General features: G+C 46.9%; 12 protein-coding genes. 10 read left to right on the top strand and 2 right to left on the bottom strand.

Going from position 1 to position 14,767, the window contains the following annotated elements; genetic code table 11:
- Positions 1–50 precede the first annotated feature (50 nt).
- Both A7D23_RS07625 and A7D23_RS07620 read left to right on the top strand, forming a co-directional pair.
- A complete protein-coding gene (locus A7D23_RS07625; protein ID WP_019224777.1) occupies positions 51–782 on the top strand; it encodes a glycosyltransferase family 2 protein in 732 nt (243 codons plus the stop codon).
- A gap of 4 nt (positions 783–786) precedes the next feature.
- Positions 787–1,134 (top strand): EamA family transporter, encoded by a 348-nt coding sequence (locus A7D23_RS07620; RefSeq protein ID WP_019224778.1) that lies wholly within the window; start codon positions 787–789, stop codon positions 1,132–1,134.
- Between the two features lie 128 nt (positions 1,135–1,262).
- Here A7D23_RS07620 and A7D23_RS07615 read toward each other — a convergent pair whose 3' ends face one another.
- Positions 1,263–3,062: a ribonuclease J gene (locus tag A7D23_RS07615; RefSeq protein WP_025206126.1), complete on the bottom strand. Its 1,800-nt coding sequence runs from the start codon at positions 3,060–3,062 to the stop codon at positions 1,263–1,265.
- Positions 3,063–3,674: 612 nt separating this feature from the next.
- Here A7D23_RS07615 and A7D23_RS07610 point away from each other — a divergent pair.
- Together A7D23_RS07610 and A7D23_RS07605 are read left to right on the top strand one after the other, a co-directional pair.
- Complete coding sequence (locus A7D23_RS07610; RefSeq protein ID WP_025206125.1) at positions 3,675–6,350, top strand: valine--tRNA ligase; 2,676 nt, start codon at positions 3,675–3,677, stop codon at positions 6,348–6,350.
- Between the two features lie 21 nt (positions 6,351–6,371).
- Positions 6,372–7,697 carry a folylpolyglutamate synthase/dihydrofolate synthase family protein gene (locus tag A7D23_RS07605; RefSeq protein ID WP_025206124.1) on the top strand — a complete coding sequence of 442 codons (1,326 nt, stop codon included), beginning with the start codon at positions 6,372–6,374 and terminating at the stop codon, positions 7,695–7,697.
- On the opposite strand, the gene A7D23_RS07600 is transcribed toward A7D23_RS07605, so the two are convergent.
- A complete protein-coding gene (locus tag A7D23_RS07600) occupies positions 7,688–8,587 on the bottom strand; it encodes a diguanylate cyclase (RefSeq protein ID WP_019224782.1) in 900 nt (299 codons plus the stop codon). The two genes, A7D23_RS07605 and A7D23_RS07600, sit on opposite strands and share 10 nt — an antisense overlap.
- A gap of 175 nt (positions 8,588–8,762) precedes the next feature.
- Between A7D23_RS07600 and A7D23_RS07595 the strand changes: the two genes are divergently transcribed.
- The 6 genes from A7D23_RS07595 to A7D23_RS07570 all read left to right on the top strand — a co-directional run bounded on the left by A7D23_RS07595 (position 8,763) and on the right by A7D23_RS07570 (position 14,752).
- On the top strand, positions 8,763–9,470 hold the full coding sequence (locus A7D23_RS07595; protein ID WP_025206123.1) for an SPOR domain-containing protein: 708 nt from the start codon (positions 8,763–8,765) through the stop codon (positions 9,468–9,470).
- Between the two features lie 130 nt (positions 9,471–9,600).
- Positions 9,601–10,233 carry a redox-sensing transcriptional repressor Rex gene (locus tag A7D23_RS07590; RefSeq protein ID WP_025206122.1) on the top strand — a complete coding sequence of 211 codons (633 nt, stop codon included), beginning with the start codon at positions 9,601–9,603 and terminating at the stop codon, positions 10,231–10,233.
- Positions 10,234–10,414: 181 nt separating this feature from the next.
- Positions 10,415–12,016 carry a citramalate synthase gene (gene cimA, locus A7D23_RS07585; RefSeq protein ID WP_025206121.1) on the top strand — a complete coding sequence of 534 codons (1,602 nt, stop codon included), beginning with the start codon at positions 10,415–10,417 and terminating at the stop codon, positions 12,014–12,016.
- 169 nt (positions 12,017–12,185) lie between these two features.
- On the top strand, positions 12,186–12,791 hold the full coding sequence (locus A7D23_RS07580; protein WP_051408119.1) for a Maf family protein: 606 nt from the start codon (positions 12,186–12,188) through the stop codon (positions 12,789–12,791).
- A gap of 29 nt (positions 12,792–12,820) precedes the next feature.
- Positions 12,821–13,504 (top strand): DNA repair protein RadC, encoded by a 684-nt coding sequence (gene radC / locus A7D23_RS07575; RefSeq protein WP_025206119.1) that lies wholly within the window; start codon positions 12,821–12,823, stop codon positions 13,502–13,504.
- 231 nt (positions 13,505–13,735) lie between these two features.
- The gene (locus tag A7D23_RS07570) at positions 13,736–14,752 is read left to right on the top strand and encodes a rod shape-determining protein (RefSeq protein ID WP_015044646.1); all 1,017 of its coding nucleotides are present in this window, start codon (positions 13,736–13,738) and stop codon (positions 14,750–14,752) included.
- Positions 14,753–14,767: the final 15 nt, after the last annotated feature.

Here is a 14,767-nt window from a genome sequence, read left to right as displayed (position 1 = left end):
GCAAACGTACATTTATCTTTTGGCAATACTGCCTGGAGGGGGCAAATGATATGAAGGTTCTGATTGGCCTACCCGCCTATAATGAAGCAGCCGGGATTACTCATTTATTTAACAGCATTGCATCCTACCGAGAGGTCAGCCGGTATAATATTCAGGTCCTGCTGGTGGATGACGGCAGCAGCGATAATACTGCAAAAATTGTAAGCACTTACGCCCAGGATCATGGTTATGTAACGCTGGTCAGGCACCACGGAAACAAGGGCCTCGGAGAAGCCGTCAAAACAATTTTGCGTTATGCGCTGGAAAACCTGAAGGATGACGATGTCCTGGTTACCATGGATGCCGACAATACCCACAGCCCCCTGCTGATCGAGAGCATGATTGAAACGCTGAACAGTCGGGATCTTGACTTGGTTGTGGCCTCCAGATTTACTTCGGGAGGATATGAAATTGGGCTGAAAACCTTGCGAAAGTTATTCAGCCGGGGTGCCAGGTGTTTCTTTAAATTGTTTTTCCGCATCAGAAACCTTAATGACTACTCATCTGGCTACAGGGCATACCGGGTGAGAATAATCAGAAAGGCACAGGAACGCTGGAAAGAGCTGATTACGACCAACGGATTTGACTGCATGGCTGAGATCGCTGCTAAATTCAGCAGGATGGGGGTTAAAGCCGGGGAGGTACCACTTATTCTTCATTATCAACAGAAAGAAGGGGCCAGCAAAATGCAGGTGTCAAAGACAGTCAGAGGTTACTTTGCGCTGCTGGCTAAGGTGAGATAAACGGATGATTTATTTGCTGGCCTTGATTTCCATTGCTTTGGGATCGACCGGGCAGTTTGTTCTTAAGCTGGCGGCAGGGGAACTTCGGCCGGCCAGCGGAATCTGGAACCTTATTTATTCGATGATCAGCCTGAAGATGGTCTTTGCTGTAAGCTGTTTTGTTTTCAGCATGCTGATGTGGATATTTGTCCTGAGAAAACTGGAACTCAGTATTGCTTATCCAATGGTCAGTCTGGGCTATATCCTGGTGATGCTGCTTTCCTTTTTCTTTCTTCAGGAACAGGTTTCAGCCGCCAAGGTCGGCGGGACTTTATTGATTGTGGCAGGGGTCATCGTACTAAACATGAAGTAATGTCCCGCTTAAAGAATTTCTGATAAAAAGATTACCTGAGTCCGTTGAACGGACTCAGGTAATCTTTTTATTGTCTGATGTGTTAAATCTATTCGTTTTCTAAATTTTTTAATATTTTAAAAGGAATATCATGTCGGGGCTTGAATCTTAGGCTTCATTGTTCTTTTCGGACGCGCTTTTACGGCCATTTCCTTGTAGTTGGGCGGTTTGTTGGTTGCTTCTCTGGCGGCAGTGTCTTTCTTGTTTGCGTCCTTGATTGCTTCGCTGTTTACTTCTTGAATGATGACCAGAATCATTGGACGTCTGCCGGTTCTCTGATAGAGGTGTTTTCCAACGATATCTTTTACCTTGTTTTTAATTGGTGCCCATTGGTTAATACCCTTTTGCTGGCATTCCTGCATAGCCTCTCGGATCAGGTACCTGACTTCGCTGATAATTTCTTCCGACTCCCGCACATAAATAAACCCGCGGGTCACGACATCAGGTCCTGCAACCAATGCACCGGTCGGACGGCTGACAGTCAGAACAGCAATCAATATTCCATCCTGCGATAACTGTTTACGGTCACGCAGTACAATATTGCCGACATCACCAATCCCGAAACCATCGATCAGAACTCTGCCTGCTGGAATACTTTCGGCCATTTTAGCGCCCTCGTCCGTAAATTCCAGAACACTGCCGTTTTCGGCAATAAAGATATTTTCTTTAGGGATGCCGACCTGCTGCGCGAGTTCTGCGTGCTTGACAAGCATGCGGTACTCACCATGCACAGGAAGGAAGTATTTCGGTTTCACCATGCTGAACATTAGTTTAAGTTCTTCTTCGCTGGCATGCCCCGAAACGTGCATTCCTGAAATCTGCTCATAGATGACATGCGCACCGAGTTTGAGCAGTTGGTCGATATTGCGGGAAATGGCTTTCTCATTACCGGGAATCGCGCTGGCCGAAATAATGACCGTGTCGTTCTCACTGATTGAGATCTGGCGGTGGTCGCCGCTGGCTATTCTGCTTAAGGCTGACATCGGTTCCCCCTGGCTGCCTGTGGTCAGGATGCAGAGCTGGTTGCCGGGATAATCCATTGCCTTGTCTACCTCAATCAGGGTTCCCTCCGGTATATCAAGATAACCCAGATCCATCGCAATATTAATGACATTGACCATGCTTCGTCCGATCGCAGCAACTTTGCGTTGGCATTTGACGGCAGCGGAAATCGCCTGCTGCAGCCTGTTGATATTTGAAGCAAAACTAGCAAAGATAATCCGTCCTTCGGCGTGGAAAAAGGCTTCATCAATATTTTGGCCGACAGACCGCTCGGACATGGTAAAGCCAGGACGGTCGACATTCGTGCTGTCGGACATCAGGCACAGAACGCCGTGTTCCCCTAATTCGGTAAATTTGTGTATATCCAGGACATCGCCGCTGACAGGCGTATGGTCGAGCTTAAAGTCTCCAGTATGGACAATGGTGCCAATCGGTGTATGGATTGCCAGGCCGACAGAGCCCGGAATACTGTGGCTGATGTTGATGAATTCAACCCGGAAAGCGCCGAGCCGGACCGTGTCATTCGGATGAATGACGTTGAGTGTCGCTTTCGTAATATTTGCTTCCTTCAGCTTGGACTGAATCAGGCCAATTGTAAGGCGTGTCCCATAAACAGGGACATTAAGATCCTTCAATAGATAAGGGAGAGCCCCAATATGATCTTCATGGCCATGGGTAATGAGTATCCCTGCAACCATTGCCTGGTTCTCAACCAAATATGTATAGTCCGGAATCACGATGTCAATACCTAAGAGGTCTTCATTTGGAAATGTCAGACCCGCATCAACCAGGACAATTTTATTATTATACCGGATGACGGTCATGTTCTTGCCGATTTCCCCGAGACCTCCGAGGGGAATAATTTGCAGTTTGTTCTCTTTTGTCAAAAACTTTTACCTCCATATTTTGTGTTGTGTCAAACAAGCAGAAAACAAGCCAAAATACGGTTAAACCCAAACGCCCCGGTGTTTAAGCATATTTCAGCAATTTTTTATTAGCCGTTCTGAGGCACATTAATTATTATTATATCACGTATTTGTGTTTTTAAACAAACATTGCCTGGGAAACCTTTCAGCTAATACGAATTTGAATGGGATCCTTTACTTAAAACCTTTTGACTTTTTTTTACTGCCTCAGTATAATAAAGAAAACTTCGCCGGCGCCAAGTCTTTGGCGGTCGCTTCTTGCCATCCTCGGCATCACGACACTAAGCCATCCGTGGTTGTCGGCAGCATTAGCTGCACTTAGATGTAACAGAAAGTAAGTATTCATTCTGACATACTAAAGGAAACTTGGCTGTCACCAAACCTTTTGTTGTTGGCGGCGGCATAGAATTGCAGTATAGAATTTAGAGTGGAATTGGCAGAGGGGCTGAAAGATTTCCCGATTCATTGCCGGCTGGAACTGTACAATCGTATACTATTCCGGTATGAAGTATGTTATGTGAGTCTTTCGTCCTTTGGGCCGGAAGATTTTTTTGGTTCGAAAGGAGCCTTTTTATGAGTGAGGATCAACAGATGGCCAAAATATATGATCCTGGCCAGGTAGAGGAAAAATGGTATCAGTATTGGGAACAGAACGGATTTTTTACGCCAAAAGTTGAACCGGAGCAGAAACCTTTCAGCATTGTGATGCCGCCGCCGAACGTAACCGGGTCTTTGCATCTCGGACACGCGATGGATAACACGCTGCAGGATATTCTGGCCCGTTATAAAAGAATGCAGGGATATAATACGTTATGGCTTCCCGGGACAGACCACGCGGGCATTGCCACCCAGGCCAAAGTTGAGGAACAGCTGGCCAAAGAAGGAACGAACAGACACGAACTTGGAAGAGAGAAATTCCTGGAAAGAGTCTGGGCCTGGAAGGAACAGTATGGCGGTACAATTACCCGTCAGCTGCGCAAACTAGGTGCTTCCTGTGATTGGTCACGGGAACGGTTTACCATGGACGAAGGATGTTCCAAGGCTGTAAGAGAAGTCTTTGTCAACCTTTACAACAAAGGACTGATTTATAGAGGGAACTATATTGTTAACTGGTGCTCCAAGTGCCATACGACCATTTCGGATATTGAAGTCGAGCATAATGAACGGGAAGGAAACCTGTGGCATATCCGTTATCCGGCAGCGGATGGCGGGGAAGGCGTTGTTGTGGCGACGACCCGTCCGGAAACGATGCTCGGAGACGTGGCGGTTGCCGTTCACCCTGAGGATGAACGGTACCGGCATCTTGCAGGAAAGAATGTGATCCTTCCTTTAGTGAAAAGAGAGATTCCGGTGATTACCGATGAATATGTCGAGAAGGAATTTGGCACCGGCGCGGTCAAAATTACGCCTGCGCATGACCCAAATGACTTTGAGATGGGGCTCCGCCATAATCTGGAGCAGATTAATATCATGAACAGCGATGCCACCATCAACGAAAATGGCGGCAAATACCAGGGACTGGATCGTTACGAAGCACGCCGCCGAATTGTCAAAGATCTGGAAGAGCTTGGCCTTTTGGTTAAGATAGAACCGCATACCCATGCAGTGGGGGAGTGTTACCGCTGTTCCACAGTGGTTGAACCCCGGGTCAGCAGGCAGTGGTTTGTGAAGATGCAACCTTTGGCAGAACCGGCGATTAAAGTCGTGCAGGATGGCGATCTACAGTTTGTGCCCGACCGTTTTGCCAGGATCTATACAGGCTGGCTGGAAAATATCCGGGATTGGTGTATATCGCGGCAGCTCTGGTGGGGTCATCGTATTCCGGTTTGGTATTGTCAGGATTGCGGAGCTGAAGTTTGCGTGAAAGAGGATCCGACGGCATGTCCGAAATGCGGAAGCCATCACCTGCAGCAGGATCCCGATGTTCTGGATACGTGGTTTTCTTCAGCACTCTGGCCATTCTCAACCATGGGATGGCCCGAAAATACCGCTGAACTGAAACAGTTTTATCCGACGAGTGTTCTGGTTACCGGCAGGGATATTATTTTCTTCTGGGTAGCCCGGATGATTTTTATGGGACTGGAATTCCGGGAAGATGTTCCGTTTCACAAGGTGATGATTCACGGGTTGATTCTTGACCCGCAGGGGCGCAAGATGAGTAAATCACTTGGCAACGGTGTCGACCCGATCGAAGTCATTAATCAATATGGCGCGGACACCCTGAGGTTTATGCTGATCACCGGCAACACCCCGGGTAATGATCTGAGATTCCATTTTGAAAAATTAGAGTCCACCAGAAACTTTTTGAATAAAATCTGGAATGCCTCCCGCTTTGTGCTGATGAATCTGGAGGACTATCAATCGGAAGCTAAGGAACAGCCTGCCGGACCGTACGTTGCTGAGCTTACCCTGGCAGACAAATGGATCCTGTCACGCTATGAAGATACGGTTCAGAATGTCACGGCTGCTTTAGAGCGTTTTGACCTTGGGGAAGCCGGCAGACTGCTCTATGAATTTATCTGGAATGAATATTGTGACTGGTACATCGAGCTGACTAAAAAACGACTTTATATGAAAGAAAACCAGTCTGAACGCCAGACCGCCCAGCGCATTCTCTTTGAAGTGCTGGAAGGTACAATGAGACTGATTCACCCGTTTATGCCGTTCTTAACTGAGGAGATATGGCAGCATCTGCCCATCAAAGGAAAGACGATTATGCTCAGCTCCTGGCCGCAGGTTGAAGGATATCGCAACGAGCAGGTTGAAAAAGATATGAATGTTCTGATGGATATTATCCGGGCAGTGCGCAATATCCGGGCGGAGATGGGTGTCGCTCCGGGCCGCAGGGCAGATATCCTGCTCGTAGCTCCCGAAAAAGATATGCTCTCGGTTCTACAAAGCGGTCTTGCGGATATCCGGCAGCTTGCAGTTGCGGAAAACATCACAATTTTACAGCAGATGGAGAATAAGCCGCCGCAGTCCGCCAGTACGGTTCTTACTGGTGTTACCGTTTATATACCACTGAAAGGGCTGCTTGATTTGGACAAAGAAGTGGCCAAGGTCCGCAAGGAAATCGAAAATATGATCAAGGAACAGAAAAGGCTGGAAGACAAGCTCGGCAACCCAGGGTTTACCTCGAAAGCGCCGGAAGTGGTCGTTCAAAAGGAAAAAGAGAAACTGGATGATATCATGGCCAGGATGCGTTCTCTGAAACTGAGATTATCCGATCTAAGCGAAGAGCTTGAATAAATCTGTAAAGGATTGAGGATAATGACGGAATACGAAGAGACACTGGAATATATTAAGAACCTAACGAAGTTCGGCATTAACCTCGGACTGGAACGGATCAAGGCTTTGCTGGATCGTCTGGATCACCCGGAAAAGAAATTGAAAGTGATTCATATCGGCGGCACCAACGGGAAAGGATCGACGACGGCAATGCTTCAGTCAATTATGAAGCAGGCCGGTTATTGCGCGGGAATGTTTACATCCCCCCACCTTCATGATTTCCGGGAAAGAATCACGATAAACGGAGAGATGATCTCACCGGAAGCTGTGGTTTCAGGGATCAATAAGCTAAAACCCCATCTGGAGGAAATGGAGCGTCTCGGGATTGAACATCCGACCGAATTTGAAGTCTGTACGGCGCTGGCCCTGTGTTATTTTGCCGAAAAACAACCCGATCTGGTCCTTCTGGAGGTTGGTCTCGGCGGTGAAATTGATTCCACCAACGTCGTTACCCCTTTAATATCTGTGCTGACCAGTATTGGCATGGATCACATGGATTATCTTGGAGATACGCTTCAAGCAATTACTGGGGTAAAGGCCGGTATTATTAAGGATGGCGTTCCAGTGGTCACTTCCTCGGACAAGCCGGAAGTTTTGAAGGTTATCGAGGAACGAGCTGCCCAAAAAGGATCCAGGATGATTGAGGTAGGCCGCGATGTACATTGGCGGCACCCGGGTGATGGTTCGCAGCGTTTTGGCTATGAAGGCTTGTACTGGTCTTATCCGGATCTGGAGCTCGCGCTTCTTGGGGAACACCAGTTTACCAATGCAGCGGCTGCACTAGCTGTCTGTGAAGTATTGGTTGGAACGTATTCGCTGAATATATCTGAAAGTGCCGTCAGGGAAGGTCTCAAAGCAGTCCGCTGGCCGGGCAGGTTGGAACTTTTGCTGCGGAATCCGAGAGTTCTTCTGGACGGGGCACATAATGCCGATGGGATGATGTCTCTGGCTAAGGCGCTGCAGCAGTACGCCGACGGACCTTTGAAAAGAAACAGGCTGTTGCTTTGTCTTGGCATGCTCAGGGACAAAGAAATAGAAAAAGCCGTTGAGATTATCGCACCGCTGGCCGATGAAATCATCGTGACCAAGCCGGATTCCCCAAGGGCTGGTGACTGGGAGTATGTGGCCAGAATCGCGGAGAAGTATCTAGTGCAGGAAAACGTATCGACGGTTGAAGATCCTGCGGGAGCAGTAAGAAAAGGGCTTGAAAGAATGAAGCCGGGTGATTTGCTTTGTGTCACCGGCTCCTTGTACATGATCTCCGGGGTAAGAAAATTTTTACTGGATCATTATACGCATCAGGAATAATCCCACTTCACGCAATTTCTGCCGTGTTTTTTGGCTTGGTACAAGCAGGCATCGGCTTTTTCCAATATGCTGTGACAGTATTCGTAATTGGCCGGTATCATACTGTATCCGCCCACACTGACGGTCAGAGCAGCGTGGCTGCCGGCGGGATTGTTGAACAGTTGGGATATACTGACATGGTAACGTATTTTTTCGGCAATTTCACTTCCGGCAGCCGCATCCGTATCCGGAAGAATCACGACAAATTCCTCTCCGCCATACCTGGCCAGAAATTCGTGAGGTTCATTCAAGCATGAGCGGATGATCTGGGCAACTTTAACAAGCGCTTCATCGCCTTTGGAGTGCCCATGCTGGTCGTTGAATTTCTTAAAGAAATCAACATCAATCATGATCAGCGAAAGCGGACGCTTGTTGGTGGCTGCAAAGCCAAATTCGGCAGCAAGTTTTTCTTCAAAAAATCGCCGGTTTGGGATCTCAGTAAGACCGTCCAGGTGAGACATTCTTTCCAAGAGTTTTTGCTGATGGATGAACCGTAAAGTGTTCTTGACCCGGGCCTGAATGATTGTTGGCTTAAAAGGTTTGGTGATATAATCTACAGCACCCAAATTAAACCCTTTTTCTTCATCTTCAATGGAGTCAAGGCTTGTCAGGAAAATAACGGGGATGTTCCTGGTCCGTTCATCGTATTTTAGCTGTCTGAGAACTTCATAACCATCCATTTCCGGCATCACGATATCCAGCAGGATCAGGTCAGGAGAGTACTTTCTTAGCAATTCCAGGGCTTGTCTGCCGTTTCTGGCAGAAAGAAACTGATATTCGGCTAAAGTTTTTTTAAGAAAAATAAGATTAAAGTCCTGATCATCCACTGCAAGAATCAAATATTCTTCCATACCGGTATATCCTTCCTTATTGGGATACTTATTTTTCCAGGAAATATTATAACATATTATGGAACTAAAATTTATTTTTTTTTGCAAAATATTTAAGCGCTGATCATATTACCATGTACTAATTATTGCCGCTCCTTCATATGATCGAAATAGAATGATTTGAAGGAGTTGCCTGATGGGAAAAAAATTTAGATCAGGTGTTTTGATTTCAATTATAATGGTAATACTAGGATTATCCGCTGTCGGCTGGTTTGTATGGTATACTGGAAAAATGTTTGTCGGGCTGGTTTCCTCACAGACCGTCGTTACCTCAGAAAACCTGCCAGAAACAAACAGCGAGATTCTCAATTTGACGGAAATCAAAATTTGGACCTGTCAAATCGGTGTTTATAAGGATAAAGAAAATGCCGAAGTATTGCTGCAGAATTTGCATAACAAGGGCTGGCAGGCCGTGATCATCAGTAAGGAGCCTTATCAGGTTGCGGTGGGTGCCTTTGGCTCCAATGAAGAGGCGCTTTTTTGTTACCAGGGCTTATTGGAAAACGGTATTGATTCATGGGTCAGGGAAGTGACGTATCCTGCTTTGCACTATAAGGTCAGCGGCAGCGAAACGGAAACGGTTCTGGAAATCCTCGAGCTGGCGAATTCATTATGTGCAGGTCTTGGACAAGGCATTGATCAAACCGATGCCACAGAGAGAATTCAGGATATTAAAGACAGCGATTATCCGGAAGATTTCAGGCATTTGCAGGATAATTTGAGCGCCCTTAATGCCTCCCTGGATGGTCAGGGGGATTTTCAATATAAGTATAATCAGCAGCTTCTTCAAGTCTTTGCTGAGTATAAATGGGTTACTTACAAGTATTTTGAACAAAATCCCTGATTATTTTGGGTAGGGTCAAAAAACATAATTAAACAGTGATATCTTGTATTTCCTTCGGTTTAATTGCATTTTCTTTAGGTAGTGATATAATTAACTTATCTTTGAAGTAGACGAAATGGGGGATTTGGATTTGAAAACCTTGAAAATTCCTGAAGCAACGATTATACGGCTTTCCGTATATTCTCGTTATTTGACAGAGATAGACCGCAAAGGAATCATAACGATTTCTTCAGGTGATATTGCTGAAGGAGTAGGCGTAAGTCCTGCTCAGGTTCGTAAAGACCTTGCTTATTTTGGGGAGTTTGGGATTCGCGGAGTAGGTTACAATGTCAAAGACTTGCATAAAAATATTCTTCGGATCATGGGTCTCAGCAATGAGTGGAGCGTCTGCCTCGTAGGACTGGGCAACCTCGGACTGGCCCTGAGTACGTATAAGGGTTTTAAAGAACGCGGATTTTCAATCATCAATATTTTTGACAACGATCCCCAAAAAACTGGGATGAAGATTAACGATATCGAAGTATTGCCGATTGAAACGATGGAAGAAGTCGTCGCCCAAAACCAGATCCAGATCGGAGCAATAACTGTCCCGGCATCTGCAGCCCAGGAAATTGCCGATAAACTTATTAAAGGCGGAGTCCAGGCCATTTTGAATTTTGCACCTGTCGTTTTAAATGTTCCTCCCACTGTAGAACTCAGAAATGTGGATTTGTCTGTAAACCTTGAAGTGCTGACATTCAATCTGGGCGGAAAAATGGCTTAGAACCTAGAATTGATCATTTGTACATGAAGGAAGGTATTCCAGATACGCTAGCGCTGGATGCCTTTTTTTTTGTTCTAAAATGGATTAAGGCTTTATTAATTTTGTATTTACAGGTAAAATGAGTTATTAAACATTTTTAAGAATTCTTTAGATGCACAGAGAGTTTTTGGGAGGGAAGAGAATGGCAGACAAGCGTATTTCAATTTACGACACGACGCTGAGGGACGGAGCTCAGGGAGAAGGCGTCCACTTCTCAGCCAAAGATAAGCTTTTCTATATGCAGAAAATGATTGAAGCCGGCATCGACTATGTGGAAGCCGGCTGGCCGGGTGCGAATCCCAAAGATGATGAGTTTTACCGTACGATGTCCTCCTGGGCGGATTCTGCCGAAAATCAGGACTGGCGTTTGCGGACGAGGGTCGTTGCATTCGGCAGTACCTGCAGAGTCGGCGAATCTCCGGAAAAAAGTGATTCATTGAACGGACTGATTGCTTCAGGAGCGAATACCTTGACGATTTTTGGGAAGACATGGAAACTTCATGTTGAAACGGTCTTAAGAACAAGCCCACAGGAAAACTTAAGAATCATCAGAGAATCTGTTGAATATCTTGTGAAAGCCGGTAAGGAAGTCTTCTTTGATGCAGAACACTATTTTGACGGTTGGCAGGACGACCCTGCGTTTGCGTTAAGCTGTCTGGAAGCCGCCATGCTTGGTGGAGCGAAAGGACTTGTTCTCTGCGACACGAATGGCGGTACCTATACCAGGGAGATCACGAACGGGGTGCAGATCGTCAGGCAGGAGCTTTCCCCTGCCATACTTGGTATTCATACTCACAATGATGGAGGGCTGGCTGTCGTAAATACGCTGGCGGCTGTTGAGGCAGGAGTGGATCAGATCCAGGGAACCTGGAACGGTTTTGGGGAACGCTGCGGCAATGCGAATTTAAGCACACTGATACCCTGGCTGCAGCTGAAATTAGGTTATCAACTGCTTGAACCTGAGGTTCTGCACAATATTTCTTATTTAAGCAGGTATGTGGCGGAACTCGCCAATTATCCGTTTGATGAGAAACAGCCGTTTGTGGGCAGAAGCGCTTTTGCCCATAAAGCGGGTATGCATGTCGATGCGGTCATGAAGAATAACAGAACCTTTGAGCACATTGACCCTGCTTCGGTCGGGAATGAACGCCGGGTTCTGATCTCCGATCAATCCGGAAAAGCAAATTTGTGCTTGAAAATGCGCCGGTTCAAACCTGAGATTGAAAAAGATGATCCGCTCGTGGAACTGGCGATGGAAAGAATTAAGAATGCCGAAAACGAGGGATTCCAGTATGAGACGGCAGAGGGAAGCCTGGATCTGCTATTATTGGAGATCCTCGGCAAATACGAACAGCCGTTTACACTCGAAGATTATCACGTTTGGAGTGATCCGCTGCGCGGTGAGCTTGACTCTGTCGCGGTTGTGAAAGTGCAGGTCGGAGACAAGCAGGTTCATATTGCAGCCGAGGGAGACGGGCCGGTTCATGCGCTTGACCAAGCTCTCAGAAGCACTTTGGGTGCCTTTTTCCCGGCTATTGAAGAGAGTGAGCTGACAGACTATAAAGTTAGGGTTCTTGACGGTTCCCGGGGCACAGGTTCAGTTGTCCGGGTTGTGGTTGAAACAAAGCATGGCGTCAATACCTGGGGAACGATCGGGGTATCCAGCAATATTATTAAGGCCAGCGCCAAAGCATTGCTTGATGCGCTCTATCTGGTTATCTTGAGCTCTCAGGGCAAGGCATAGACTTTTCCATTTTTGTCGTAAAAGTGTCAATACACGCTGGACTTGTCAAAAAAAGGGAATAGTGCTAGACTGATAGAAGACTTAACAGCCGGGGGACGATAACCCGGCTTGTTTATCGTAGCTTACGTTGATGATTTGAAGAATAGTAAGATGCTTAGGATGTGACAGAATGATGTTGATTTTGGCTTCGGCTTCGCCGCGAAGGCGTGAGCTTCTGGAGGAATGGGGATATGACTTCAGACTTGTCAGCGCTCCGGTCGACGAATATCTTCCGCCAGATGTTTGGCCTGAGACAGGCGTACAGGATCTTGCCAGACGCAAGGCGCTTTCCGGATTTGAAGCGTGGCTTGATTTAAGTGGTTCGGCTGATGATTTGGTTTTAGGCGCCGATACCATTGTGGTGCTGGACCATATTGTGCTCGGAAAGCCTGCTGACGAGGAGGAAGCGGAACGAATGCTTCTTAACTTAAGCGGAAAAACCCACCGGGTAATGACCGCGATTGCGTTAGCCGCAATGGACAAGGTTCGTCAGCAGATCAGCGTGGAGACTGCTGTTGAGATTACAACTGTGTCTTTTCGGGAGCTGAAGGTTCAGGAAATCAAGGATTATATTACGACAGGGGAACCGATGGATAAAGCAGCCGCTTACGGGATTCAGGGCGGAGCTGCCGGGTTTGTGACAGCAGTTAGCGGTTCCTGGTCGAATGTGGTCGGACTGCCGATGGAGCTTCTGGTGCGAAAGCTTGGGGATAAGGGGATTTCCCCTAAAAAATAAAAGATACCTTGAAGCATGAGGGAAAAGGGATGAATTACCGCCGGCTAAAGGACTTGCCTGAAGATTTAAAACCAAGGGAACGTCTTCATCAGCATGGTCCGGAAAACCTGTCCACCAAAGAAATACTGGCGATACTGCTGAGGACCGGTTCAAGAGGGGAAAATGTCCTGGAACTATCCGAACGAATCTTGACGGAAACGGGCGGACTGACTGGCCTGGCCAGATTATCCGTTGATGAATTAAAACAGGTTCACGGCATAGGACCGGCCAAAGCGGCTCAAGTCAAGGCAGCCTTGGAAATCGGCAAACGGAGTGTCTGCACTGATCCTATGTCACGCCCGGTGATCAACACGCCATCAGACGCGGCTGATCTGGTCATGGAGGAGATGCGGAAGCTCGACCGGGAACACTTCAGGATCATACACTTAAGCACTCGAAACAATGTACTGGGTATAAGTCCTGTATCGGTCGGGTCTCTCAATTCATCCATTGTGCATCCCAGGGAGTGTTTTAAGGATGCCATTCGGCGTAACACGAATACTATTATTTTGCTGCATAATCATCCGAGCGGCGATCCTTCGCCCAGCAGGGAAGACCTTGATATTACCAAAAGGCTTGTGGAAGGCGGAAAAATATTAGGGATTGAGGTATTGGATCATATCATCATTGGGGATAAAAAGTATGTCAGCCTGAAAGAACAGGGGATCATCTAGCCCGATCTTTAGCCTAACAGTACCACTGTCGAAAGATGACCACAAATATAAAAAAATATTGAAAAATAGGAAATATTCATTAATTTGATGCAAAAAAATGATATAATAAAACGATGCCATAGCAATACGAAATATGGTATGAAAAATTCCACTTTGTGGGAGACTGAGAAAAGACTGCCAGGCATCACTTGAAATTTGAAATGATTTATCTTGAAGGGAGATTTACAAAACATGGTTTTTTCCAAGGACCTCGGAATCGATCTGGGAACCGCCAATACCCTTGTACATATGAAAGGCAAAGGAATCATAGTACGGGAGCCTTCAGTGGTTGCTATGGATATAGAGAAGAACGAGCCTCTGGCGGTTGGAGACAGAGCCAAGGAGATGATCGGAAGAACTCCGGGAAATATTGTTGCAATCAGACCGTTGAAAGACGGCGTAATCTCGGATTTCAATGTTACTCAAAAAATGCTTAAATATTTTATCAACAGGGCTTTAGGATCAAAATTCTTATTTGCGCGGCCCCGGGTCGTCATTTGTGTGCCGTCCGGAGTTACCGCAGTTGAAAAAAGAGCTGTCAAGGAAGCAGCTCTTGCAGCCGGAGCAAAAGATCCGATTATTATGGAAGAGCCGATGGCTGCCGCCATCGGAGCAGGTCTGCCCGTGAGCGATCCTACCGGGAATATGATTGTCGATATCGGCGGAGGCACAACTGAAGTCGCCGTGATCTCGATGGGAGGCATCGTTACAGCCGGCTCGATCCGGGTAGCCGGAGATGAGATGGATGATGCCATTATTGCGTATATCAAGAAAACTTATAACCTCTCCGTCGGTTATCAGTCGGCTGAGAATATCAAAATGGAGATCGGAGCGGCCTATATGCCGGAAAAAGGTTTGACGTATGCCATCAAAGGACGCGATCTCCTGACAGGTCTCCCCAAGAACGTTGAGATTACTTCCGAAGAAATTGTTGAAGCCTTAAATGAGCCGGTAAATGCTATCGTTGATGCGGTAAAGAACTGCCTTGAGAAAACGCCTCCGGAACTGGCGGCAGATATCATGGACAGAGGCATTATTATGGCGGGAGGCGGATCACTGTTAAGAAATCTGGACAGGCTAATTGCCGATCAGACAGGGATACCCGTCCACCTTGCTGAGGACCCGCTTTCCTGTGTTGCACTGGGTACCGGTAAAGTGCTTGAGAATGAGGAAATTCTAAGAAGGATTGCCGCTATGCAGAAGAATTAAAAGCGGGAGGAGAAA

The organism is Dehalobacter sp. TeCB1 (assembly GCF_001707455.1).
Classification (GTDB): Bacteria; Bacillota; Desulfitobacteriia; order Desulfitobacteriales; family Syntrophobotulaceae; genus Dehalobacter; species Dehalobacter restrictus.
The sequence above is the reverse complement of the archived record's forward strand: the minus strand, read 5'-3'. Positions and strand labels throughout refer to the sequence as shown.

What these genes read in the sequence shown, in the direction of transcription:
- A7D23_RS07625 (WP_019224777.1), top strand. Translation starts at nt 51, where the DNA reads ATGAAGGTTCTGATTGGCCTACCCGCCTATAATGAAGCAGCCGGGATT.
- A7D23_RS07620 (WP_019224778.1), top strand. Translation starts at nt 787, where the DNA reads ATGATTTATTTGCTGGCCTTGATTTCCATTGCTTTGGGATCGACCGGG.
- A7D23_RS07610 (WP_025206125.1), top strand. Translation starts at nt 3,675, where the DNA reads ATGAGTGAGGATCAACAGATGGCCAAAATATATGATCCTGGCCAGGTA.
- A7D23_RS07605 (WP_025206124.1), top strand. Translation starts at nt 6,372, where the DNA reads ATGACGGAATACGAAGAGACACTGGAATATATTAAGAACCTAACGAAG.
- A7D23_RS07600 (WP_019224782.1), bottom strand. Translation starts at nt 8,587, where the DNA reads ATGGAAGAATATTTGATTCTTGCAGTGGATGATCAGGACTTTAATCTT.
- A7D23_RS07595 (WP_025206123.1), top strand. Translation starts at nt 8,763, where the DNA reads ATGGGAAAAAAATTTAGATCAGGTGTTTTGATTTCAATTATAATGGTA.
- cimA (WP_025206121.1), top strand. Translation starts at nt 10,415, where the DNA reads ATGGCAGACAAGCGTATTTCAATTTACGACACGACGCTGAGGGACGGA.
- A7D23_RS07580 (WP_051408119.1), top strand. Translation starts at nt 12,186, where the DNA reads ATGATGTTGATTTTGGCTTCGGCTTCGCCGCGAAGGCGTGAGCTTCTG.
- radC (WP_025206119.1), top strand. Translation starts at nt 12,821, where the DNA reads ATGAATTACCGCCGGCTAAAGGACTTGCCTGAAGATTTAAAACCAAGG.
- A7D23_RS07570 (WP_015044646.1), top strand. Translation starts at nt 13,736, where the DNA reads ATGGTTTTTTCCAAGGACCTCGGAATCGATCTGGGAACCGCCAATACC.